14 protein-coding genes, 1 tRNA gene, 1 other RNA gene and 8 pseudogenes are annotated in these 23,922 nt (G+C 51.8%); 15 read left to right on the forward strand and 9 right to left on the reverse strand.

All coding sequences use genetic code 11. The features are described from left to right. Positions 1-1,016 (reverse strand): calcium:cation antiporter (locus AC3FLX_RS27525; RefSeq protein WP_488700505.1); only part of this gene is annotated, 1,016 nt, incomplete at its 3' end. Between the two features lie 339 nt (positions 1,017-1,355). Between AC3FLX_RS27525 and AC3FLX_RS27530 the strand changes: the two genes are divergently transcribed. The 4 genes and pseudogenes from AC3FLX_RS27530 (at position 1,356) to AC3FLX_RS27545 (ending at position 3,755) form a co-directional block, all read left to right on the forward strand. Next, a complete protein-coding gene (locus tag AC3FLX_RS27530; RefSeq protein ID WP_488700506.1) occupies positions 1,356-1,631 on the forward strand; it encodes a hypothetical protein in 276 nt (91 codons plus the stop codon). A 294-nt stretch (positions 1,632-1,925) separates the two neighbouring features. Next, positions 1,926-2,321: a transfer-messenger RNA gene (gene ssrA, locus AC3FLX_RS27535) on the forward strand. Positions 2,322-2,848: 527 nt separating this feature from the next. Beyond that, positions 2,849-2,911: pseudogene (locus AC3FLX_RS27540) on the forward strand (hypothetical protein); the annotation flags it as partial. Between the two features lie 91 nt (positions 2,912-3,002). Beyond that, positions 3,003-3,755: a suppressor of fused domain protein gene (locus AC3FLX_RS27545; RefSeq protein WP_488700507.1), complete on the forward strand. Its 753-nt coding sequence runs from the start codon at positions 3,003-3,005 to the stop codon at positions 3,753-3,755. Positions 3,756-3,966: 211 nt separating this feature from the next. Here the strand turns inward: AC3FLX_RS27545 and AC3FLX_RS27550 are convergent. The 3 genes and pseudogenes from AC3FLX_RS27550 to AC3FLX_RS27560 form a co-directional block, all read right to left on the reverse strand. Beyond that, positions 3,967-4,080 (reverse strand): annotated as a pseudogene (locus AC3FLX_RS27550) (IS3 family transposase); the annotation flags it as partial. Further along, a pseudogene (gene istA, locus AC3FLX_RS27555) lies at positions 4,068-4,881 on the reverse strand (IS21 family transposase); the annotation flags it as partial. The pseudogenes istA and AC3FLX_RS27550, both read right to left, overlap by 13 nt. Before the next feature lie 81 nt (positions 4,882-4,962). Further along, positions 4,963-5,050, reverse strand: a tRNA-Leu gene (locus tag AC3FLX_RS27560). Positions 5,051-5,412: 362 nt separating this feature from the next. On the opposite strand from AC3FLX_RS27560, the gene AC3FLX_RS27565 reads away from it, so the two are divergent. The 6 genes and pseudogenes from AC3FLX_RS27565 to AC3FLX_RS27590 all read left to right on the forward strand — a co-directional run. Then, positions 5,413-7,797, forward strand: coding sequence for a hypothetical protein (locus AC3FLX_RS27565; protein ID WP_488700508.1), 2,385 nt, complete (start codon positions 5,413-5,415; stop codon positions 7,795-7,797). Between the two features lie 419 nt (positions 7,798-8,216). Beyond that, complete coding sequence (locus AC3FLX_RS27570) at positions 8,217-8,747, forward strand: hypothetical protein (RefSeq protein WP_488700509.1); 531 nt, start codon at positions 8,217-8,219, stop codon at positions 8,745-8,747. An 86-nt stretch (positions 8,748-8,833) separates the two neighbouring features. Next, positions 8,834-10,363 carry a metallophosphoesterase family protein gene (locus tag AC3FLX_RS27575; protein WP_488700510.1) on the forward strand — a complete coding sequence of 510 codons (1,530 nt, stop codon included), beginning with the start codon at positions 8,834-8,836 and terminating at the stop codon, positions 10,361-10,363. Between the two features lie 292 nt (positions 10,364-10,655). Beyond that, positions 10,656-10,880, forward strand: coding sequence for a hypothetical protein (locus AC3FLX_RS27580; RefSeq protein ID WP_488700511.1), 225 nt, complete (start codon positions 10,656-10,658; stop codon positions 10,878-10,880). Positions 10,881-11,099: 219 nt separating this feature from the next. Beyond that, the gene (locus tag AC3FLX_RS27585; RefSeq protein WP_488700512.1) at positions 11,100-11,957 is read left to right on the forward strand and encodes a hypothetical protein; all 858 of its coding nucleotides are present in this window, start codon (positions 11,100-11,102) and stop codon (positions 11,955-11,957) included. 25 nt (positions 11,958-11,982) lie between these two features. Then, positions 11,983-12,594: pseudogene (locus AC3FLX_RS27590) on the forward strand (FAD-binding oxidoreductase); the annotation flags it as partial. Here AC3FLX_RS27590 and AC3FLX_RS27595 read toward each other — a convergent pair. Then, positions 12,579-12,734, reverse strand: a pseudogene (locus AC3FLX_RS27595) (PepSY domain-containing protein); the annotation flags it as partial. The pseudogenes AC3FLX_RS27590 and AC3FLX_RS27595 sit on opposite strands and share 16 nt — an antisense overlap. Positions 12,735-12,882: 148 nt before the next feature. Between AC3FLX_RS27595 and AC3FLX_RS27600 the strand changes: the two are divergent. Next, on the forward strand, positions 12,883-13,512 hold the full coding sequence (locus tag AC3FLX_RS27600) for a GNAT family N-acetyltransferase (protein ID WP_488700513.1): 630 nt from the start codon (positions 12,883-12,885) through the stop codon (positions 13,510-13,512). Then, positions 13,488-13,766 (forward strand): annotated as a pseudogene (locus tag AC3FLX_RS27605) (hypothetical protein); the annotation flags it as partial. The gene AC3FLX_RS27600 and the pseudogene AC3FLX_RS27605, both read left to right, overlap by 25 nt. 1 nt (position 13,767) lies before the next feature. Here AC3FLX_RS27605 and AC3FLX_RS27610 read toward each other — a convergent pair. Both AC3FLX_RS27610 and istB read right to left on the reverse strand, forming a co-directional pair. After that, positions 13,768-13,998 (reverse strand): annotated as a pseudogene (locus AC3FLX_RS27610) (IS3 family transposase); the annotation flags it as partial. 3 nt (positions 13,999-14,001) lie between these two features. After that, positions 14,002-14,642 (reverse strand): annotated as a pseudogene (istB, locus tag AC3FLX_RS27615) (IS21-like element helper ATPase IstB); the annotation flags it as partial. 416 nt (positions 14,643-15,058) lie between these two features. On the opposite strand from istB, the gene AC3FLX_RS27620 reads away from it, so the two are divergent. From AC3FLX_RS27620 to AC3FLX_RS27630, 3 genes are all read left to right on the forward strand, one after another. Further along, entirely contained in the window at positions 15,059-15,466 is a 408-nt protein-coding gene (locus AC3FLX_RS27620; protein WP_488700514.1) for a type III secretion system chaperone, read from the forward strand. 292 nt (positions 15,467-15,758) lie between these two features. After that, the gene (locus AC3FLX_RS27625) at positions 15,759-17,876 is read left to right on the forward strand and encodes a hypothetical protein (protein ID WP_488700515.1); all 2,118 of its coding nucleotides are present in this window, start codon (positions 15,759-15,761) and stop codon (positions 17,874-17,876) included. Between the two features lie 419 nt (positions 17,877-18,295). Beyond that, positions 18,296-21,031 (forward strand): ankyrin repeat domain-containing protein, encoded by a 2,736-nt coding sequence (locus tag AC3FLX_RS27630; protein ID WP_488700516.1) that lies wholly within the window; start codon positions 18,296-18,298, stop codon positions 21,029-21,031. A gap of 283 nt (positions 21,032-21,314) precedes the next feature. Here AC3FLX_RS27630 and AC3FLX_RS27635 read toward each other — a convergent pair whose 3' ends face one another. Together AC3FLX_RS27635 and AC3FLX_RS27640 are read right to left on the reverse strand one after the other, a co-directional pair. After that, positions 21,315-21,593: an H-NS histone family protein gene (locus tag AC3FLX_RS27635; RefSeq protein ID WP_488700517.1), complete on the reverse strand. Its 279-nt coding sequence runs from the start codon at positions 21,591-21,593 to the stop codon at positions 21,315-21,317. Between the two features lie 498 nt (positions 21,594-22,091). Further along, positions 22,092-23,765 carry a site-specific integrase gene (locus AC3FLX_RS27640; RefSeq protein ID WP_488700518.1) on the reverse strand — a complete coding sequence of 558 codons (1,674 nt, stop codon included), beginning with the start codon at positions 23,763-23,765 and terminating at the stop codon, positions 22,092-22,094. Positions 23,766-23,922 lie beyond the last annotated feature (157 nt).

The raw sequence follows: 23,922 nt of genomic DNA on the forward strand, positions 1-23,922 counted from the left end.
GTCGTGCGGCCCATGCCCAACGTCAGGGACGCCACGATCATGGTCAGGAAAAGCAGCACCATCTCCTTTGCGCTGAGCCCAAGTTCGAGCGGCTGTCCGATCGTGATGAAGACCACGGCCACCGTGGGAATGGTCAGGCCGATACTGGCCAGCGCGGAACCCAGCGCCAGGTTCAGACTGGTCTGAATGCGGTCCGACCGCGCGGCGCGCAGGGCGGCCAATCCTTCCGGCAGCAGCACCAGCGCGGCAATCACCACACCCACTACCGCGGCGGGCAGGCCCGCATCGGCGACGGCCTTTTCCACTGAAGGCGACAGCAGCTTGGCCAGCGCCACCACGGCCACCAGACAGACCACCAGCAGCACGCCGCTGGCCACGGCCACGCGGTCTGGCGGAGGCGGGGCATGCACGCTCTCGTCGTGATTGCCTTCCACCAGGAAGTAGTCACGGTGCCGCACCGTCTGCACGAACACGAAGCAGCCATACAGCAGAAGCGACATCACACCGGAGAACGCCAGCTGGGATGGTGACAGCACCGGGCCTGGCGTGGTGCTGGTGAAGTTCGGCAGCACCATTGTCAGCCCCAGCAGCGTGACCAGAATCGCCATCGCGGCGTTGGCGCCGGGCGCCTGGAACGCTTGCTCGCGATGATGCAGCGCGCCGACGAACAGGCATATGCCGACGATGCCGTTGCAGATGATCATGACTGCCGCGAACACGGTGTCGCGCGCAAGGCCGGCTTTCTCCGGCCCGGACGACAGCATCACCGACACAATCAGCGCCACCTCGATCACGGTCACCGCAATCGCCAGCACCAATGTGCCGAAAGGCTCGCCCACCCGGTGCGCTACCACCTCGGCATGATGCACGGCGGAAAACACCGCGCCGGCCAGTGCGGCGGCCATCAATGCAATCAGCCAGCTTTGGCCCGTCATCATAAGGCCCAGGCCGAATGCGGCCCAGGCGGCCAGCGGCGACCAGATGGTCCACGTCGGCAGCTTGTTGGAAATTGCCATGTTTTGTGCCATTTCTTTCTTGTAGCCCACTAGTAACTGTGTGTATGCGTCGGGCGCAGACATTGAGCGTGTAGTGCGCATGGACGTAGATTCTAGCGTGCAGATCGGCTTTGCGGAGTCGAGCGAGCCCCTCCATAAGAGGAATTCAGTATGCCTGCTGTATTGCGGGCGTACCTCGAGATACATGCAGTCGCTATAAAATTTAGCGCGGTCTGAGCAATCTCTTCGAATTTCACTGATATGGTTCTCCATCTAATTCTTTCCTCATTCTCGCTCACCATAATGTCTACTGTACAGCGTGGAACGAGACTGATTAATAGAGTAAATGTGGAGCTAATCATGAAATATCGACTTGAATTCGCCGCCGCCAGCGCGCTGGCCCTCACACTGATTTCCGGATGCGCCGTAGCTGACGTGGGATATTATTCAGAGTTGCATCCGAATATCGAGGCGGCGAGCTTCCACGCTGAGCAGGCAATTGAGCGGATGCAGGCGGCTCAACGGGCGAATCATTATGCTCTTGGCGGTCACGCCGGCCGGGCCATCATTCTGTTGCGCCAAGCCCAAGCCGAAATGGAAGCCGCCGCAGCCACTGCGAGTAGCCACGCATACTGAGGGACTAATAAGCACAATAGGGAAACCTCATGAAGGTCGTTGCATCCGTGCTCTCCGTGGTGGGTGCCTTATTGAGCGGCAGATGTTGAAGGTGTTTGGTCGTGTTTGTCAAAGGCTAACATCAGGCACAAGTATGTTTGTTCGCTGGCCAGACGGGCCGCAGGAAACAAAAAATACGCGTAGTTTATTGATAGTCTTGCGCAACGACTTTCTGCATACTTAGAGCGCCCTCAGTGCCGCGTAAGTTCTCTACCTTGAGGCGTTCGTCGTCGTGGCATTGGGGCATCCTTCGGTGGGGGCGACCTGGTTTCGACACGGGTTATGAAGCAGTCAGGGCATGTCGAGGATCCGTTATCTCGTTAAAAAATGGGAAAGAAGTAACCGCAACTAACCTTGCACAGCGCTTTGGCGCATCGTCGGCAAATCGAGACCTGGATCTCCAGGCAGCCTGAAATCCGACGTTCCTCGCACTGGCTTGCTGACGAGCCTGGGTCGAAAGACTAGCGGGGTCATAGATGTCAGCTAAGTCCGAATGTGGTCACAACAATCGGATCGAAAATTTGATGTGACTCGCCGCCGCGCAGCGTGTTCATCCGCGTCGAGGTGGTTAAATCAATTGATAGAACTAAACATGTAGAACTGATTGTGGATTGTTCGTGGACGCGGGTTCGATTCCCGCCGCCTCCATATCTCCTTGGCAACAAGATTCACCCCTTAGCATCTAGACGAAAAGGCTACGGCAGCGTTTATCAGCTCGAAGCACTGAGCACGATGGCAACTTTCTCCCGCACTGTCCGCCGTCTGCGGCGTTCCGGTTCGGTCAGAATCTCGATATGTTCCACGTTATGCCTAGTCGTAAAGCTAGTCACAGGACTATCCCTAATTTTAAGAGAGTCTTCGTGTCCTGAGATTCAATTGTCTATTGCAGCACATCCCGCTTGATGTGCAGAGCAACTTGCAGCTTGATCACATAGGTGTGGTTCTTGATGCAGCATCGAGGCAACACTTCTAAAAAATCCTAAAGATTCCATATGACAGACACGGAACACGATCCGCAGGTGATTTTTGACGGTGACAATAGTGCGCCGGGATGGGAAGCGATCGATGCTGCGCTTGCTTTGCTCTATCACGGATAGGAGCCGAAACACTACGGCACGCAGACTAGGTAGGACCTCGGCGGTCCCGATCCTCTGGACGGTATCAGCGTGTGGAAACGCATGGAGCCTGTACCGCACTGGCATTTCGTCACATACGGGCTGACCGAACTCTATTTGAAGGAATCTGATGACCCAGAGGTCAGTGGCTTCGGTTTCGAACTGACGCTTTCGCGTCGCACGCGCTCCGCAGGACGACGATCCCCCGCGCTGGGCGTTGAGCTTTCTGCAAAATCTTGCGCGATATGCGTTTCAGAGCGGCAACGCATTCGGCGATGGTCATTGGATGACTGCCAACGGACCAATTGCACGCAATACCGACACAACACTTTGCTCGATGGGATTCGTGTTCGATCCCGAGCTGCCCGCGATTGACACACCGAACGGCCGTATGACATTTCTGCAGGTTGTCGGACTGACTCTCGAAGAAGAGTGGGCTGCGAAACGTTGGCGCTTGCAGTCGCTGCTTGATATTCTGCTGCCACACATGCCGCTATGGGTGTCTGACCTTGGTCGCGCTTCGCTGCTTCACAAGCCGGACATCCGCACGCAGGTCGACGCGGGCATGCTGCGAGATGGTTCGTCGAGTCGTTACATCGTCACTGAGGAGTTCGGCTGGGAGACGCGAAAGCGATTCCTTCTACCGCCGATCATTAAGATCACCGTCGGGGCGCATCAAGTCAAGGAACTTGTTGAATTGCTGCCCCTGCGGCTCCCTTTCGGTCGAACGCTTTGTCTGGTAAGTGGGAAGCGCTCGCTAAAATTTATGCATGGCGATGCGAATGATGTAACCGAAGACTGCGACACTTTAACGCTTCGACTGACCGGTCCGACGGTTCAAAAATTTGTTCGCACAATACAGCCCCGCGCGGGAGAATACACGGTTGACGGGTTCGACCGACTAAGCTGGCTCGTCGAGAAGACGGTATTTCTAGACGAGCAGGGCAATGCATTAGGAGCCATCGGGTGATCGCAAGGTGCTCTACTTCAGTCCAATACCCAGAAGGGTCAGCCTTTATCAATCGCTGCGCGTAGCTAGGGGGGCAGGGCGACTGCAAGCGCGAAGTGATAGTATGATTTGCTGCTATGAGTTGGTGGAGTTGCGTCCCAAGCGCTATTCGCAGCCACAATCAAGATATAAGCAAGCCCTGGGCTGCTCTACCGGTTCGGTGGATGCCGAGTTAAGCTTTTCGAGCTTGCTCAAACTCAACGGGGCTGACGTATCCCAACGCCGAATGTCGGCGAGTCGGATTGTAGAAGCGTTCGATGTAGTCGAACACGTCTGAGCGGGCCTCAGATAGTGACGCCAGTCATAGATCGTGCTGCCAGGGCCATGGCTTCGGCTGATGCACCGTGGGTGCTCCGCGATGACATGTCCTTCGGCAACGAACACCAGGGCGCGAGGCATAGACTCAGCAAGCTGATGGGCCGGTTGGCGAATGAGGCCGGCACGCTATAGCGGTTGCGATCGAAGTGTACGAGGCAGGTCGGCGAGACGCGTTTGGTATGCTTACGAAGCCATCGAAGGCTTGCCCCACGGGCATGAGATGGGGGGGGCCTGAGACCATGCTTCCCATATCGTCATGTCGAACTCGGGGTGACGGGTCTGTTGCCAAAGCAGCACGCACTGATCGGCCAGCCAGTCGTTGAGCGCGTCGAGCGAGCCAAATGACGGGATACGTTGCCAGATCGATGGCGGCTGTCCTGGACGTTCTTCTCTATCTGCCCCTTCTCCCAGCCAGAGGCCGGATTGCAGAACGCGGCATCGAACTGGTAATGGCTCACCATGGTGCTGAAGCGCAGGTTCACGTCACGCAACTTGCCGCGCCGAACCCGATCCACCGCCGTCTTCATGTTGTCGTAGATGCCGCGCCGCGGGATGCCACCCCAGGCAGTAAAGGCGCGCTGATGGGCATCGAACAGCATCTCGTGAGTCTGCAGGAGAATGCGCGTAGGAAAAATGCCCGGCTATGGCTGAGCTTGAATTGCGCGACTTGCAGCTTTGTACGCTCGCCGCCAATGACCGCCCAGTCCCCGCTCCAGTCGAACTGGAAGGCTTCGCCCTCGGCAAAACGCAACGGAATGAATGTGCCTTTGCTCGCGGGTCAGGTGGGTCAGTTCTCAGTGCAAATCAACACAACGAGTCTCTTGAAGCAAAAACTCGGCTGCAGTCCGCTTGGTGCCGGCAGCGGGACTCGAACCCGCACCTCAGAAACTGAGCAAGGATTTTAAGTCCCATGCGTCTACCAATTTCGCCATGCCGGCAGTCGGCTGTTTGCTCACGGTAAAGTCTACCACGGCTCTTCACGGGAAGAATCCATTTTCCAGCCGCGAACGTCGGGTTGGGCGCGGCAGATGGAAATATCTAAAAAATTTGGACAACTATTAAAGAAGGGCGGCTCCGACAAACTCTTAAGTTGTGAACCATAGTCTGATGGAAGGTGGGCGGGAATAGCCACCTTCAAAAATGGCGAGCATCACATTTTCTATAAAATTAGTTTAGTTCTTAAAAACTAAGAGGTTGGTCGCGTTAGACTTACTCCTGTTGTCGATAAGCGCAGCAATCACGGCAATAGCATTAATGATGCATTGCTGGAAATTAATTTTATTAATAATTGAGAGTATATATGGGATACACATCAGCCGAAAATATTTCCGCTAGTTCCTCCAAGGTCATAAGCTACCTGGTCGACGCGAATGACTCGTTGGCGAAGAAGACCACCGCCGAAGCGCCAAAGTACGATGAAATCTACCAAAACACCGTAGGGAAAGGTATCAAACTCCTTGTTAATGGCGAGGAGATTGATGTCGAGTTGCTTCGTGCAAGCTCTCTACGTGAGGAAGAAAAAGGGATTGAACTTGTTAAGATATTGACGGGAAAGATTGAAAAAGCTTTCCCGCATGTTGAAGACCCTGGGAAAGCCGCTTTAGGCCTCGTTAGGGTCCTAACAATGCCCGAATACCTAACCGCGGATATCCAGGCAGTCCAGAACTGTTCGCAAAAGTTCCATTTCGGTGAACCCAGCGTTCAGTCGCTGAACATTCGTCTGGGTGAGGATGGACTGAAGGTTCATAAATCCTCCGAATGGCACCACGTCGACGGCGTCAGTGCTGACTCTGTCGAAGGTGCGAATCCCGCTGCAGTTTTAAAAACAGATGTACTATATAACATTCAATTCACCAATGAAACCACAAAGGGAGGCGCGCCGATTTTCGCCAGTTGGATCAGCTCATGGCATCACTCTGGAGACGCCGCTATTGTGAAGGAACTGACAGGTGAAAAGCAGGCGCGCACTTTTCTGATGTGGTTGCAAGATATCATTGCGAATATCTTTGGCCGAGCGGGGATTCGTCATGAGACCACAAGTTTTTCTCTACAAGAACACGCGGGCTTATCAAAGAGTCGGGGCACTGGCACGGAAATATCAAAAGAGGGACCGCTTCATTATTCAGCCGAAAATAGTGGCGCAATTCCTGCACGGCGTTTTGCTCCGCCAATGGCTAATGTGACAGCTAAAGTCACGGACCCTCACAACTGGAAAGCCCAAGTTGGCGCGGATGCACATCGAAACAACAGGTCGGTGTTCATTGAGGCACAGAAGAAAGTAGAGGCCCTTGAGCGCAGTATTAATAATATAGAAAGGCACTTGGAAGATCGTATTAATGATTATGAAAGAGATGGAAATTATAAGGCCAGCAGCGCCAGGGCCAAATATTTTGAAACATGTGCCTTGAAGACTATGTACGCCGGCTACCTTGATGCGGGAGGTGCGGACATTAAATACTCCATAAATGCTCTCAACACGGACATAGCGGAGCTTCAGGCACTCGGAAATCTTAACGCTCTAACCCCGGAGTTGGAGGAGACGCTGCAGAAAAAGCTAGAGGCACGGAGTAACCTGAGAGAGGACCTACGTACTCTTGAGGCGCGCTTGCTGCGTGACGTAAATGCGTTCGATCCTAACGCTGAGATACTCAATGAACGCGATGCACGCTGTTTGACAGAAGCGAAAAAACAGTTGGCCGAAGCGGAAGAATCGCGTGTTTTTGCTGAAAGATACCTTGAGAATAGCCTAGCGCGAGACGAGCAGTATCAAGCATCTGTTCGGATTAAAAACGACCTACTTTCTCAGCTTGATTCCACTAGTAAGCTTTTTAATAGCACCCTCTTGAATATGAGAGCGGAAGAACGAATGGTTGCTAAGCAACAACTTATCGCGCAAGGGCGATACAAGGAAGCAGATCAACTTGGCATTGATAACTTTGAAAGAATCGAGTGGCTGAATCCAGTTACCGATGTAACGGCACTCACTAACCAATTCCTCCTTGCGTTAAGGCGTGCGGAAGATAGAGCAGTTCGCAAGGATGCTGGTGTCAGTGTAGATAACTACTTGAATGAACTCACCGATCAGGCTGATTTTCTTGTAGAGGCTGGAGTGAATTATGAGGCTACCAAGAAATGCCTGGCGGCATGCTCCGCTTTGGTGACGTTCCTTCAAAGTGATAGCTTAAAAAATGTCAAAGATGGCCCAAATCTGCAGCGATTAGCCAGAGATATGACGCTCCTTATTTCTCTAATGAATTTAGTTCTGTGGAAGATTGAGGAACACCAAAAGGTTGAAGATGCTGCGAATAATGGAGAAGTGTACGAAATGGAGACAAAAGTTCGGTTTATCGATGTTCCCGAGAGCAAGGATGAGGTGATGAAGAATGTGGCCTTGTTCGGTTTGTTGGGCCTTACTGATACGTATCGGAAGATTTTCTTTGCAAACGCCGAGAATCAGAAGAGTCGTGGTAATTGGCCTACCGGCGGTCGTGGTAATTCGCCTACCGGCGGTCGTGGTAATTCGCCTACCGGCGTTGGTAATTCGTCTACCGGCGCTGGTAATTCGCCTACCGGCGCTGGTAATTCGCCTACCGACGCTGGTAAAGCGCCTACCGACGCTGATAAAGGTAAATCGCCTATCGGCGCTGATAAAGGTAAATCGCCTATCGGCGCTGGTAAAGCCTAATAGGCAATGAGATCGCAGTGCGCCGATACGACACGTGTTTCGGTGCACTGTCTAGCCTAAGGCCCGGGTTTCTAGGAAGCAAATCCGACAAATGAATGGAGTGGCGGACACTATTAGTCTAATCTAGACCGTCCTCATTTTGCGGGATGGAAGCGGTACTGTGAAGTTTGTAAACGCTTTTAACCAACCTATTGCACACAGGTTTGTGTCGGGCGCACCGAAGCTACTACTTGAAACCGGGCATCAGTTTACCTTGCCGTATACGTGGACTCGATCTTGCGACTCTACCGTGGGTGAATATCCGAAAAGCGGGTATTGGTGATTGTAAACAATAAAATTCGATGTTAAATCAAACAGTCGAGCCGTGTCGACTCAACACACTCCGGCCGGCAGGAAGGCGGGACGATGAAACGCACACTATGACTTCCGCGGAGGCGACTTGCGAGTTCGCGTATCTTCGGGAAAGATTTACGCTCATAGTTATTGAGGATGGAGAAAAATCAATTTCCGAATTGAAATATCTTATTGATTCTCAACCCGAAAATATTCGCGCGGAGTTTCTGAGAATTTTGGTTTGCTGCGAAATCAAGTGGCGACAATTTACTACTCAATTCGCGCAATTGAGCCAACAAAAAAATGGCGGAATTCTTGGCGCACAGACACGCCATAAAGAATTGCTAGGCACTGCTGACGCCCTTTGTGGAGAATTTTCCGTATTGAAGCGAGCGGCAGTCGAAAATGTACGGAAGAGACAGGCTGGCGTGGGAGGCAAAATAGTAGCCTACAGCACGGTAGTTCTTTTATCGGTAGCGGCGACATCCGTTATTTGTACCGTTAATGTCACGAGCGCGGCCATAGGGCTTCGGTTAGGCGCAGCAATTACACCCGGGGTACTTGAGCAGGAATTTCGAGCTGGATTTGCGAGGATACCGAATTTATCGCCACGATAATGCAGAATTCTGCGTTTCGCGGATGGCGATCTTTTTGACGAAATCTTTCACAATTTTACCTCATATTTTTAATATCAAATACATCTATGCCAAATTCAATTAATCATCTCACATTCAATACCTTGTGTCGGGGGCTTGCTGCTGATAGCGAAATGGCTGCAAATGCGGCAAATTATAGTCGCTCGAAAGCGGCTATTTTCCTAGAAGTTCTTGCCGGTATATTCACTCTTGGTATTGCAGTATTCTTTATAGAAAAGCATCACTCGGAAAATGCGAAAGACAAAGAGGCCGCCTTTCGCGAGGTGGGTCCACAACTTCTCTCGAAGATTGATAGTTGCTTAAAGATTAATTCCGAAACCAATGGATGCTTAGTTAGGTTAAATTGTGGTGATAGCATCCTGATCCGCGAAAATCGATCCAATGAGTCGTTGGAAATTATATATCGCGACCAGAAGGAAAACGAAATATCGCGCCGTTCGCTACAAGGCGTAAATTTCAAATCAATTAAAAGCGCGTTAGAAAGAGATAATTCGATCACGAAAAATCTTTCAACCAATGATAATCTTGTTGAGATCATTAAATCTGACGCTATCCAGACTGGTTTATCGGGTATTGACACAATACATCGAAATCTTTCCCCTAAAGCAGCCACTTTTTTCGCCGATTTACTTTGTCTCGCGAAAGTAGGGAAATGTCATTTGAGTTCCCCTTTGGTATTAGGAGACGCGGACGGGAGCGTCGCGCGGCTCGTGCTCGCAGGAATCCACGCTGAGAAAATCAACATTACCCCGAAAGGCATTGCTCTACTTACTTCGTTGCTTGAGAGCGAGGCTGAGGGAACTCCGGCTTTGTTCCAACAGAACAAAGTGAACCAGGACAACTTAGAGCAGTTGCAAAAGGAGATTTCATACAAAGAATCTTCTCAAGGTCTCATATTTATGGGGGACATCGATCACGATCGAAACTCCTGCAACAAGAACGTTACACGGGCTGTAGTGGAAGGACTCCACAGTTGCGGAGCCATTTTCATCAGAGGCAATCACGATCACGCAGCGGCCTCTTTTGCTGCCCCCGGGGACGACACCTTCGGGCGCTTAGCAAAAGATGACTATAACGCAGACGTGAGTAAATGGAATCAGTACTCTAATAGAAATTATTGCAATGCCTATTACGATGCGTCTACGGATAATTTTTATGTGCATCATGGCCTTAGATTATCGGGTAACACGCTATCAAGCGCATTTGGCGATATTAATTTGGACGCAAATAAAATAAATAATCCAGAAACAAGAAAGGATTATCTTACGTCGATCGCAAAGCAGTTAAACGCAATGACAATGGCATCGACCCGAGAGGGGAATTTGGCCAGAATGTATAATAAAGATGCAGTGGCGCCCGACGAACTTAAGAACTTTCATGACTTTAGACCGACCGATGAACAGAACGCTGAGGTCGGTCGGTATTTGAAGGTCCGGGTCGTGCATGGGCACGATGGTGTTCATAATAATGCGGGCGGCAGAAATATTTATGTTTTGAATTTGAATGCCAGGAGAGCAGAAGCGCATCAAATAATAGGAACCGGCCCAATTGGTTGTATTGTGGGCGATCGATATTAATTCTGTAATGTAATGGCGCGTCGAATCCCCGTTGTGTAAATATCATAATTAGTCTAGTTCGAGGATGGGATTTAAGCTGATCGCAGCTGAGGCGCAAAGCGCAGATATTGGTAGCAACGCTACGCGTTTGATCAAGCGCGCTTACTCTGAGTGTCTGGCGATGCTCCTCGCCACCGCCTAGCCCGGTCTTGTATCACAATATCGCGAAAATATCGGGGGTTTACCGGAATGCGCCGCCGCTGTTCGGGCGGCAGCATTCTCAGAATTGTGGTGCTTCCTTGGTGGCAAAAATATGAATATGATAGAAAATATGCAGGTCAGCGGCAACGTTGAAAATCAAGAAAGCTTGGAGCGCGGTGAGTTCCCTAGCATAACGCTCGCCATTCCGCTGCACCATCAGGACTATGCTCGGGCCTATTCTGCTGCACGCATTCTTGGATATGATGTAACTAGTTTCATTAAATTGAGTGCGCATTTATATGCCACCAAAATCATTCTCGATAGAGGCGCTCAATAATCGCATTTACTTTGAGTAAATTGCGGAATACTCCCAAGTGGCAGGTGGATAAACAACTTCAAATAGCCTTGGACCACCTTTAATGGAGTTTCCATATATTGAGCGGCGGAGTTTTTGCTAAGAATTTGTGCCATTCCGGCCCTATCGTTGAAATAAAATATAAGCGGCGTGAAAATTAAATCGTTAGTTCGTACTTTCTTTCGAGCATGTTAGGTTGAAATGCGCGCCGCAATTGGGTTGAGAAAGCTATATATGCCATATATATGCAGTACGATGCTTCGGTGTGCGCCTCGGATTATTCCGTTTATTTCATCACTGTACAGCGATGTTGCGAACGGCCGATACGGGATCGTTGGGAATTATTCAACGACTGGAAGTATTACCTTTAAATTCGACGAGAAAGTCGTACTTGTTTCTGGGATCGCTGCAGAGAAAACATGCTACGCGAAGATGAGGAGCGTACTCGAAGATGAAATCGAGTCATTATTGACAAGCGTGAGTAACGGCCAAGCGTTAGCGGAGTCCATAGTAAAAATACTGCTCAGTCCTGCGGTGCTTGGCGTCGACGTGCTTGCGGTCACAGCTTGCCTTAAAGATTTTTTTCATGTTGGTACTCCAGAATATCAGACGATAGAGCTTCGTATAGAGGGTGAATCAATTATTCTCTACAAGCGTTCTCGTTGGGAAGGTATCGTTTCGCCGATGTGCATGAATCGTGCTTTCAGATTGGAAACTGAGGTAGTTAGCGAAATTAATTACCTTCCTAGATATAGAGGCAATGGTCTATTGGTATACTGCAGCATCCTGAAGTGGTCCCATGTTGGCGATCTACAAATTTCCGCAGAACTGCAACGGGTGAATGGCGATTTTCGACATGGATTCGGTAATGGAATCTTGGATCTATTTTCGCGTCACGTGATTAGATACTCCATTTATAATAGAGAAAATCGCAAGTGGTGGCCGGAAAATATATGGCCAAAAAGATTAGCAAAAAAATGCAATTCGTTGTCAACGCGAGCGGACTTTTCGATGTTAAATTTTGGGGCGATCGAACCGCTGGTTGTTCAAGGATTTTGAACGTACTACACCTGCTATATCGCACGCCACGGTGTTCCACCTGATGCAGGATCGCACGATCCGCGTGAGCCGGAAGAACGAGATCCGCGCCGAGTTGCGCAAGATCTTCAACGGCGGCGAGTTCAAGCCGATCTTGGACGAAGACCAGAAGATCCGCAAGCAGGTGCTGCGCGGCCGCGTCTTCGTGGCGCTGTACTTGCACGCCGGCGACGGCAACGTCCACACGAATCTCCCCGTCAACTCGGACGACTACGACATGCTGCAGGACGCGCACCGCGCGGTGGCCCGCATCATGGACCTGGCATGTTCGCTGGACGGCGTGATCTCTGGCGAGCATAGCATCGGCATCGCCAAGCTCGAATTCCTGACCGAGGACGAAATCGGCGAGTTCCGCGCCTACAATCAGCGCGTGGACCCGCAGGGCCGTTTCAACAAGGGCAAGCTGCTGCCGGGTGCCGGCCTGCGGAATGCCCACACGCTGTCGTTCGGCCTGATAGGGCGTGAATTGAGCATCATGCAGCAGAGCGACGTCGGCGCCATTTCCGGCAGCGTCAAGGACTGCCTGTGCTGCGGCAAGTGCAAGCCGGTGTGCGTCACGCACGTGCCGCGCGCCAACCTGCCGCTTACCAGCAGGTCTGGATTCAGCCACTTATCGATGTCATCGCGCCATGAAATCAGTGTGCCGGTCAGGCCCATCATGGCGAACAGCAAGCCAAAGACCAGGCCGATGTAGAGATGCAGTTTGACTAGAACGGTGCGGATAGGACCGGAGACCATGTGTGTCTTTTTTATAGAGGATGCGGCACTCGGCATCGCATCTGTGTGGCAACGCGCAAATGCAAATGCGACGAATTAGCAACTCTAGCAGCGTGAAGTTAAGATCGGAGACGCACCCATCCAATCCCCTCGTCTGGTGCCCCCTGCCATGCCTTTGATTGAACTGGTTCCCGCCTCGCCGGGCGATGCCGACCTGCTTGCCGCCATGCATGCGGACAGCTGGCGCCATGCCTATGCCGGACTGATTCCCGCCGAATACCTGGACACCCACGCACCGGCCGAACGGCTGACCACCTGGCGCGCGCGCATGCTTGAAGGCGCCGAGGCGCCGCTGGAAGCCATGATTCTGCGCGTCAACGGGCAGCCGGCCGGCTTCGCATGTCTGATGCCGTTGGCCGAACCCGGCTACGGCATCTATCTGGACAACCTTCATGTGATGCAGGAGTGCCACGGCCGAGGCTACGGCAAGACGCTGATGGCGTACTGCGCCATACGCGTGGCCAGCCAGTGGCCGGGGAAACCGCTGTTCCTGTACGTGCTGGACGGAAATTCGCGGGCGCGCAAGTTTTACCGGCGCCTGGGCGGCACGGAATCGGACAGCTTCAACGCCCCGTTTCCGGGCACCAACTTGATGGTGGCCGTGTGGCGCATCACCTGGGAAGACGTCGATGTGCTGGTCAGCCGGCTGGCGCCGGTCCTTAGGTCCGTGGCTGGCATGCCGGCCGTCAAGCCAATGCAGGATCGGCTGCCATTTGCACGGTCTGCCACAAGTGCGTGACGCCTTGCCCGGTGAAGATCGACTTCGGCGACGTGTCGATGAAGATGCGCAATCTGCTGCGCAAGATGGGTCAGAAGAAGTTCAGTCCGGGCACCGCCGCGTCGATGTTCTTCCTGAACGCGACCAACCCGCAGACGATCAACATGACCCGCGCGGCCATGATCGGCTGGGGCTACAAGGCGCAGCGCCTGGGCAACGAGGTACTGAAGAAGTTCGCGAAGAAGCAGACCCAACATCCGCCCGCCGCGGTTGGTAACGGCCATAGTTCAGATAATGATCGACGGCCGCCTGCTTCTGCCCGGACGAATACCTCGGCCGCGAACGAACATAGCCAGACCGCAATTCATGGCACTGTTCGTATTCACGATACGCGGATTTAAGCGAATTCTTGGTCGGAACCCCCAATTGCCGAATGGTCGCGTTGAGGTGCTTACCCAGCTTCACATAGAGCCGAACCGCTCGAAGATGGTCTTCGTACGAGTACATGAACTACCTCCAAGTAGTCCAAGTTTTCGGCCGCTCCCCCGCACGATTTGCATCGAAAACTGACCCACCCCAAAGGCTGTTAGGTGTCGCTTGGTGCGGGCTGTTTGGCGGTGTCTTTCTCCTTCTTGGGTTGGGTGGTGCTGCGCGCTTGAAACGATAGCTATCGTTGCCGGTCTCCACAATGTGGCAGTGATGGGTAAGGCGGTCGAGTAGCGCAGTGGTCATCTTGGCTTCCCCGAAGACACTGGACCATTTCCCGAAGCTCAGGTTGGTGGTGATGATCAGGCTGGTGCGCTATACAGCTTGCTGATCAGATGGAACAGCAATGCACCACCGGTCTGGCTAAAGGGCAGATAGCCCAACTCATCGAGGATCACCAGGTCGGCATACATCAGTCGCGTGGTCAGATGGCCAGGCTTGCCAGAGACCTTCTCCAGTTCCAGTGGGTTGACCAGTTCGACGGTGGAAAAGAAGCGCACCCGGCGATGGTGATGCTCCACAGCCTGTACAGCGATGGCTGTGCCCAGGTGGGTCTTCCCCGTGTCAGGACCGCCGACCAGCACCACATTGTGGGCGAATTCAAGGAACTTGCGGCGGTGGAGTTGCCGCATTAGCGCCTCGTTGGCCTCGCTGCAACCGAAGTCGGTCAGATCCTGGCATTTCCCTACCTCCTAGCGGCGGCGCGATTGGCGGGAAGCAATGTTATCGGGATCTCTCAGCGTCTACTGACAATCGTCGGAGTCGACCGCCAAGCCTTGTCAATCCACGCTTTCAGCGAAAGCGCCAGATTTAGCACGGAAAGTACGATTACCCCAGCTAGGGCGAATTCGAAGGTCGGTGCGACTTCAACTTTGAGCTCCCCTGAAAGCAGAACGAGAGAGGTTGCTCGTAGACCGATTTCCTAACAGCATCGGAGGAGAACGATGCGCATTCGGAAGATTTCCTCAGACTCCAACATAAATTTGAAAAAATTAAGCGCAATTTTGTAAATTCAATGGGAAACTCCATGCTAGCCTTCGATGAGATATTATTAGCATTTCTAGTATGTGGAGCATTTTAGATGAATTCAAATGCACGTTATTTTAACGAGGTGGCCAGAGTTATTGAGCTCTTGTATGGCGGAAATTTAGATACAAATATGCATACTCTATCTTTTAAGATGAAAGGTGTCGACGCAGTTTTGCATCTAAATCAACAGCTGGATGTAATGAAAATATATGCTGACGTCGGAATCCCTGCGGTCGCGGAGCGATTATTTGCATACAGCTCCGCTCTTGAATACAACCTAATTCGCAGTTCGAACTCAGTTACCTTAGGGCTTCATCCGATCTCCGAAAGGCTCGTTGCAAGTTCAATTGTTCCAATGAATGAAGAAGACGTAAATCGATATTCCGCACGGGAAGCTTTGGATGAACTGCTAATCTGTATTGCCGATATGCGACGAAAAACCAATTTTCATGCCAGATGATCGGACGTAGCATCGTCCGGCCCATATTATGGGCGCATAGCGTGAATCTGTCGTCTATTCAGAAAGTAAAGGACCCATGACTGGATAAACGAAGCGCCGTGCAGTTCGTCGTCGAGAAGTGTCGCTCTGGTGCGTTCATACTAAATTCCGTCGGAGATACAGCTGTCGCGCAGGACGTCCCCTTCCTGAAGCGCTCAGAGTCGCGGAACGCGTTTCCCGGGCCGTTTTTATAGACATATATTTTTATATCATGCCGACAACTAATATAATAAATTGCGTAGGTGGCTTTGTCATGTCTGATCAGCAATATGCTGAAGGGGGAAATACAGTTCCGACCAACGATATTTTGCCAAACAGCACCGAGCAACCGATAGCTTCCGAAACTTTTCTGGAATCATTGAGTGGGGAAGCCAAGGATCTCTCTCCGGGCGATATAGTTCCTTATGTGGATAATTTCTTCTTGGCACTGGGGCCGGCATTTTCAGAGATGATGAGTTTCTTGCCGGTAGGAGATCTCTGCAACCTCAGTACATCAAGTAAAGGCATCGGAGCAGCAACTAAGAATGCAAGGCGTAGCCACCAACTCAATAATTCTGCCCAGCTCCCATCTTGCGATGCACGGAAGGTACTCGCCGAAATAGACAATCAGTTGCCAGATCAACGATTGCCACCGCAATATCGCATCTTGCCGCTGTCCTCCATTTCGAGAAAAATTATAATGAGGGAATCTCATGGTTTAAGTTTTGATGAGGACTTGTTCGATGCCGTTTTGCAATCCATATCAACATTGGACGTAAAAGACCGACGTATGCCGCTTGTTAGCCTATCGAAGTCGTTAGCGGTTCTCAATTCGAGGTGCAAATCCGAGATGCAGTTCAATCAATTGATAAAAGCGATCGACAGGCTACCCAGTGATCAGAGATTCCGACCGCTGTTGGCAGCAGCAAGGAATTTCGACAGGCTTGAGGATCCGGACTGGACTCTTGGCGCTCTCGAGAACTCCACGCGAAAGTTCGATATTATTTTCGATCGCGCAACGAAGTTAGAGCCACAAAAAAAGATTTTGGTGCTCTGCGAACTTGCAGAGACTAATTTCGCTGCCTTGGTCTGCCCACACAACGTTAAAACGTTCTTGGACGCTTTGGACGACACGACGCCCCCCGAACATCGTGCAATGCTGCTGACGGCCCTGGCGTCTCGAACTAGATTTCCAGCGGTAGTAGATTCAGCCATTGATGCCGTTGATGTCCTCTGGGCGGAAATTTCCGCATTGCCGGAAGAAGAACGTGGCGAACCTCTCGCGAAATTCTGCTCGTATTTTTCAAATATTCCAAATAGGTATAGAGATTACATTAACTACTATATTATGTGCGCTTCGCGCTCAAGCAACCGTTTCAAATTTGAGATAACTATAAGCGTTAAGTATCTAATCGATAACTTGTCGCAAAAAGATCGTGAGAAAGTTTACGCCAACATCAAGAGCGAACTCTGGAGTATTCCATTATCCACGCGAATCTCTGCGAGAGAAGTTATTGGAAATTCACTATCTTTTTCTCGAGTAGCAGTTTCAGTGGCCCAGGAATTCTGCATTGATTTTTGTGCTGACATTGATCTTCTCCCTCCTGAAGGTAAAGCGTCCGCGCTGCGCAGGCTTTTGCGTACTGGTGCAATTAGATTCTGTGACAAGCATACGATAAGCAAGGTTATCGAAATAACCAAATCAAATGATATATCGTCCGCGCAACAAATTGAAACAATGTTGCGACTTAGTAAATACGGCCCGGAAATAATAGGTGATGCGCTTAATGATTTGAGTAAGAAGCATCTTAGAGAAGTAGGAATGTTGCCTGCGGAACAAAGAATCGAATCATTGTTGCGTCTCGGTCGCGTCTTCATTGATGCTGAAAACTATAGCATATGTGAATCATTTTTTGATTTGTTCAAAAATACCCTGGAACAATTGCCGAAGGACAGATTGGTGGACGGGGTCTGGGAATTGATCGATTTCATTGAATATTTATCCGATGTTGATAGTGATGAGTATAAGGAAATCGGTGCTCGATTGGAGAATCATGCGGAAAGTCTTCTAGATGGATTTTCCGGAAAATTGAGGATGGATTTGGAGGGGATAATTAAATCTCCATTAATGCATCAAGGCGAATCTTTCCGCCTGATTCTGAATTTATGTGCAGCTGCACTTAATAATTGCCCCGTTTGGACTGAGGGTTATAAAAAAATTCTGAAAATTTATGAGGAAGCGCTCATTTACGCGGAAAATTCGGTACAAAATGGAGCCACCGGAATTTGGCAATCCGATATTGATAAGGCTTTGTTATTGGTCAGTAGCACTAAAGAAACGGATTTACGGCCATTGAAGAGAAGATTCGTGGAGATAACGCCTAAACTCTGAATATAGTCTAGATACGGTCGCCGTATGAATTTTTTACTTAGGTATCGTTGATTCGTACGAATACGGAGGTGTAGCGGTCGTCATTTAACCTTGATACTGCAGCAAGCCTCATTAAAGGATACGTAAAACAAGGCGGAGACGGTCCATACCTGCGACCTGTCGAGTCGGTGGTTGTAGCAAGTGATCGAGGTATTCCGAGGCCAAAGCATAACGTCAACTGTTGTCGCCTCGAGCTACCACCATTCTGCCTTAAGCGAACGGTATACCAAATCAGTGACCGATTTCAGGGGCAGGGAATGAAGCTCTGAGCTTAGCCGGAAAATTCAATTGGAGGATGTTCGCTCCACGACGCCTAAGCATATCTGTGGAAATCGGCGAATACCATTGAATTCCGAGATGATTATGTTTTACCACATGTTATGTACCCGTTGAAATTTACCCCGTTTTTTTTTCGTTCATCTCCGTCGTTGTTATGCGCGATAAATAAGGATGCTAAGAATTTATATCTCGGATCTGACGGGCCGGTGTGTGATTTTGTTAGGTCACCTAAATACTATTTAGTGATATCGGAGCTGAGGGATGACCTTCTCAAGATAAATAGGTTTATCGCGGCGCATGCGCCAGTTCATGCCACGGCGGTAAAAAGAAATACTGATCTTTTTTTTGCCAAAATATCCGGCTCTAAACAGAGTGGGTTTAGGGATGAGGATTTCGAGATAATATTTGGCGCCGGCAAGAGAGCTTTGGATACTCTATGTGATCGGTTGGATGATGCAGGTATATCGGCAAATCGGAAGGTCCAATGTATTGTTGAATTGAGTGATGGAGTGACGAAATGTCCCTCGGGATCTGCCACGAATCTTATGCTGGCTGCACAGGGCTTAGGTCATGATGCAGATTTTATATCAAACGTGAGACGCGTTTATGAGTGGCATGTTGAGCAGCGAATTCTCGAATTTGTCAAGACGGTTCACGGTGCTGAAGCGATATATCGGGGCAATGAAGTTCACTATGTAAATGCATATCGCAACTATTGCAGTGAAGAATTCGGGCTGACGATGCGGCCTGATAATATTGTGCCAAAAAATTCACAAAATCCTCAATTGTTAGAGGAATGCTTGCGGCGAGTGAAAGCGAGTAGTATAGAAGGCGCCGTTATAAGGCAGCTTTCAGAAGAATGCATGGAAGACATACGAATTAATGTAGGATCAGCCCTTGCACATTCGATTTCAGAAGACGAATGGCTACAGGTTGGCATGAAATATGAAAGAAATACGCGGGCAATTTTTTGCGATAAGTATGGAGAAATTCCGTTCTATCTGGTTATGTGTCCTGACGCTAGGACGATTGGAGGGTGTCATTCTTACAAGCTAGTCGATAATCCGACAATTTTGGCATTAGCTATTTCTAAGAATTTACGGTTAGCGCAAGTATTGGAGAGGATCTGTAGATATCCAGTTGTATGGAGGAGCGAAGATCGCGATCAAAAGATAAAAAATCTAGGTGATTTTTTTTACATTAAAACAGGAATGGGGGCTTCGGCAAGCTACGCGCCTGTGACGAGGATTCCACCTGATATATCGCTGTCGATACGACACGAAATAACAGTTGCGGCATTCAAGAATGCGAAGACGGATGAGGATTTCGCGCAGTTTTCACCAGAAGAAGTCTTGGGGAGTCTTTGTGGAAATACGCGAGACTGCTTTGACGCAATTACAGAGCCGAATGTTGGTAAGTATATGGCTGCAAGTACTCGGAATAGGGAAGGAATATACTGGATCCTTGAAAATAGATTTTTTCATCTAGCTTCAGATGAAAAAATAACGGCATTTATAGTACTGCTGGAGCAAGGATGTGAAGATCTTGCGTTGCGCGTGGTTGATAAAGTTCCGTTGAGTGGGGATGATGGGCAATATATTATTGAAAAGGCGATGAAAAGCAGGCATCCTGATTTGATCGACGAAATAATTAATAGGCGCTCTGATAAGACAATAAAGAGAGATCTGAAGATCGCGCTAAAATCTGCCGTGGATTTCTCCAATGAGATGGCCATCATGGTGGTTATAGAGATGATTACAAGCCGATTCCAAAACGTGGGAGATTTTATACAGGAGGAAATCAGTAGCGCCATCAGGTCCGGCAACACAAAGATAATCTCGATGTTTCTCGAACATCAAGATATCGACCTTGCATTCTTATTTGAAACGGAACCAACCATATGGCAAGAACTTGTGACGCGAGGCGACGTTGGGACCATTCGGTTGTTATTAACGGGTCGTCGAATTGACCCGAACAGAGAAATATCAGAAGAGGGAATTTTCTCCGTAGAAAAGACATTGTGGGAAACAGTGGTGAAGCGCGGAAATGGAGAGTTGATCGAATTGTTTTTATTCGATTTTGGATTCGACCCAAATAGAACAATTGACGGTGCGTCCCCACTTCATTATGCAGTTCGTAGAGGACGGCTGGATGTTGTTTGCGCGCTGTTGTCTAGTCCTCAGACCGACCCCAATGTGACTTTTATTGTCGGCACGACGCCACTTTCCTTGGCCGCTAGGAACGGATACGTGGATATTGCGCAGGCATTGGCGCAGGATTACCGCGTACGAGATAGAAGGACGGCTTTGCTGGATGCGGCTGACCGTGGGCACGCCAACGTGGTCCGCGCTCTACTGAAGAATGGTGTCAGACCAAACTGCGTGCGGCCGTCTGGTGAAACAGCTATTGCGCTTGCAGCTCGAGGGGGACATGTTGAAGTAGTCGAAATTTTGATAGATCATCCTCGCATTGTGTATCCCGAAGAGGCGCTGTTAGTTGCTGCGGCCACGGGAAATGCAACAATCGTTACCGGTGTGCTCAAAAACGGATTAATAGATCCTAATGTTTCGGCTTCCGATGGTCGCACGGCCCTTCATCTGGCAATCGAAGCGGATAATCCAGTTATAATACGGTCGTTGCTCCATGACTCGCGTATTGACGTTCATCGTGCACATCCGAGCGGACTTACACCGCTTGAGTTCGCAAGGGAGTGCGGTTCTCAAATGGCATTTGAAACGTTGTTGGAGGATCGGCGGCTGAACGAACGACGGCTCCACGGTACCGATGCGCCCTTGATTGAAGAAGGTGCGGCTAATAAACGTCTGAGAACTTTATAACGCAGTTGTTTTTTGATAAGAGCGTCTGATTTGCCGTAAGCAATCCAGCGCCCCCCAACGAGCCCTCGAAGGCGCCAAAGCGCAGCGCGAGGCAAAGGCAGCGGCCTCTCGCCTGATACTGTTAGCTTCCTCGTTATAGCGTTGATGTCGACAGCGTCCACGTCATGACTCGGTACAGGGATCGTGGCCACGGCGGACATTTTTGGCCCTTAGTCCTGCCGTTCCCCCAATCCCCAGTGGCGCGGCAAGGCAAAGCAAAGTTCCTTTCACATTGAAAGTATCGTTAGCGTTCGACCTCAAAATGAGCGATCGATTGGCCAGCATTGACGGCGCGTTGAAGCCAGTGCGGTAGATCGCCACGGCCATCCCAGGTGTGGCCCTGTGCGTCACGGAAGCGGACCGGCCCAGTCGCGGCAAAGGGTTGGTTGGCAAAACAACCCGCGTTCTGCAAGTCGGTGAGGTGTAGATTGAATTTTGCCATCTGGGTTCTGATCCACAGGATAGCATCGGCGCGTTCGCGCAGGCGCTGAGTATCCAAATCGGCAGACAGTGCAGGGTGCATGCAAAGGGGAAAATGGAGTAAGGTCGCGGCGATAAATAGAGAGCGCCGTGGACGCAGGAGAGCGTAGTTGTTCTACGGAGCGGTACAACAATTCTAGCGCAGTAGGCGGCGCTGCCGTACGGCGGAGTCCCATATATGCCCTGCGGCAAACGTCGAATGGCACTTGTCCCTAGTGGCGATAGCTTTAATACCGTCCGCTGCCAGTATGCGGATAGTGTCTCTTTTGGTCGGGGGCTGCTCTGTATCCGAAAGAGAAACAGCCGGAAACATCTGCCGACCACACAGGGGTTATCGTACTTTTCTTGCAAAATCTGGCGGTTTGGCCTGGATTTTTCCTATAGATCAATGCCTTGCGCGGATGCGAACTTCCCGGTTGCCGTCCTGCGGGCGCAAAATCTGGCGCATTTCAGGCTATCGGGCCAACGACGCCGAGTTGCGTGAGATGGTTCGTCAGTGGCGGGGCTCCTGGACCTCTTATTGCATTGTTGTACAGGCGATTCAGGCAGCGAATGCCTGGCTGAACTGCCGGGCCCGCTTGACGTCATCGGTATGCAAGTAGATGGACGTTGTCGAAATTGAGGCGTGGCGCAGGTTGTCGCGCACAGCGCTCAGTTCGACGCCCTTCGCCAGCGCGTGGGTCGCGTGGGTGTGCCGCATCCAGTGTGGTGTCGCCCGTCGGAGCTTCTCTGCCAACGCTGGATGTTCGCCTTCGATGATGCCCGCTGCGAGCCTGAAGAATCGGCGCATGACTTCCCACAGGCGCAGCGGCGTGATGCCGGTTTCGCCACCGTCCAGGCTGCCGATTAAGGGCGTAGCGGGATTCCACCGAGCGCGGCTGACAGGAAGCCCGCGCTCCAGCAGATAGCGTTCCAGCGCCGCACGCGCCAAGGGCGTCAATGTGACCCTAGCGGGCTTGCCGCCTTTGCCGACCACGTGCAGCCAGTGATCGCCAGCAGCATCGACGTCAAGATTACGCAACACGGCATCTGCCAGTTCGCTGATCCGCAGTCCCGTCGCGTATCCGAAATCCAGCAGGAAGCGAAGCCGTTGTGCGGCCGCGGCTTGCCAGCCGTACGACCACTCGAGGCCGTTGGCGATGGTCCGCACCAGCAGCCATTCTCCTTCGGTGAAGGCGTGCGTGGTTTCCACGGCCATGGCACGCTGGCTGCCGCGTACCTTGATACCCGCAAAGGGGTTGGCAAGCACATAGCGTTGTTCCACCAGCCAGCGGAACAGTGCGCTGAGCACGGCCAGCGCATGGGCGACCGAGCGCGCCGAGAGGTTATCGACAAACGGGCGCCAGTCCGGTGACGTGCGTGGCCGCGGGGGGCCGACCCAGCGCTCGCGCGGCGTGGGTCTGCGCAAAAATGCCCGATAGTCGGTCGCATCCTTGGTTGTCAAGGATGAAAGGGCCTTCCCTCGCGCTACGATGGCCCACAGGATCAGCCGTTCGGCTTCCTTGCGGTAGGCGCGCTGCGTGGCCGGCGATTCGTGCAGGGCCAGCCAGGCCTGGATGGCCTCGTAGTCGTTGTCTACGCCCAGTATGCACGTCGACAGAGGAGCGCGAAAGGCGCCAGTGGAGCCGTCGACCTCGCGTGGCAGCCGCAGATGTTCCCACGGCGTCACGATGGACTGTCGGTCGGCGACGATCAAGGCGCGGGCACGCTCGGTAAGCGCCGGGTGTGCGGCAAAGAACGCCTCGATCTGGCGGGCGCTGGCGGGGCCGAGCCCCGGGACGGCGGTCCACCACTGTCGCCGGCGGGGGATACGAACGGTAAGGTCGGCCAGGGTTGCGATGCCAGCGGCCTGCAAGGCGTGTACCGCGCGCGCTGGCAGCCACTGTGCCACAGCATCGCTGATCTGCGGCGAAGGCACGGAGGTCACGCGAAGTTGCTCGATGGCCGCCGCGGCGGCCCGGGCGTAGCCCACGCGCTCGGTGGCGGAGCACACGAAGACTTCCGCCAGGTCGGGGCGCTGGCGCCGCCGGGCATACTGAACGAGCTGGCGCCGGATCGCCCCGATGATGCCTCTTGCCGACTGGCCATCGCCAATCCGATCGCGCAGGTAGCGGTCGGCCGTCTCACGCGAGGAAGCGCCCTCGTACCAGGCGCGCAGCGCGGCAAGAGCGGCGGGGTCGGGCAGGCCATCGGGAACAGTGAGGCGTCGGGGCATTTTGTGTGGAGCGAGTTACGTACCAAGACATTGGCACAGAGATAATAACTCTTATCTCTGTAGCGCCATCTTAGGTCGTCAATTCACATCTCGCCTGCGGGCAATACCGGAGGCGGCGCCTTCATCGGGATGACTGTAGCGCGGCGAGTCCTACAGC

It is taken from the genome of Cupriavidus sp. 291-E7 (assembly GCF_057798835.1).

Excerpts from the sequence above, each read along its gene's own strand:
- AC3FLX_RS27530 (WP_488700506.1), top strand. The coding sequence starts at position 1,356 with ATGAAATATCGACTTGAATTCGCCGCCGCCAGCGCGCTGGCCCTCACA.
- AC3FLX_RS27565 (WP_488700508.1), top strand. The coding sequence starts at position 5,413 with ATGGGATACACATCAGCCGAAAATATTTCCGCTAGTTCCTCCAAGGTC.
- AC3FLX_RS27570 (WP_488700509.1), top strand. The coding sequence starts at position 8,217 with ATGACTTCCGCGGAGGCGACTTGCGAGTTCGCGTATCTTCGGGAAAGA.
- AC3FLX_RS27575 (WP_488700510.1), top strand. The coding sequence starts at position 8,834 with ATGCCAAATTCAATTAATCATCTCACATTCAATACCTTGTGTCGGGGG.
- AC3FLX_RS27580 (WP_488700511.1), top strand. The coding sequence starts at position 10,656 with ATGAATATGATAGAAAATATGCAGGTCAGCGGCAACGTTGAAAATCAA.
- AC3FLX_RS27585 (WP_488700512.1), top strand. The coding sequence starts at position 11,100 with ATGCGCGCCGCAATTGGGTTGAGAAAGCTATATATGCCATATATATGC.
- AC3FLX_RS27600 (WP_488700513.1), top strand. The coding sequence starts at position 12,883 with ATGCCTTTGATTGAACTGGTTCCCGCCTCGCCGGGCGATGCCGACCTG.
- AC3FLX_RS27620 (WP_488700514.1), top strand. The coding sequence starts at position 15,059 with ATGAATTCAAATGCACGTTATTTTAACGAGGTGGCCAGAGTTATTGAG.
- AC3FLX_RS27625 (WP_488700515.1), top strand. The coding sequence starts at position 15,759 with ATGTCTGATCAGCAATATGCTGAAGGGGGAAATACAGTTCCGACCAAC.
- AC3FLX_RS27630 (WP_488700516.1), top strand. The coding sequence starts at position 18,296 with ATGTACCCGTTGAAATTTACCCCGTTTTTTTTTCGTTCATCTCCGTCG.
- AC3FLX_RS27635 (WP_488700517.1), bottom strand. The coding sequence starts at position 21,593 with ATGCACCCTGCACTGTCTGCCGATTTGGATACTCAGCGCCTGCGCGAA.
- AC3FLX_RS27640 (WP_488700518.1), bottom strand. The coding sequence starts at position 23,765 with ATGCCCCGACGCCTCACTGTTCCCGATGGCCTGCCCGACCCCGCCGCT.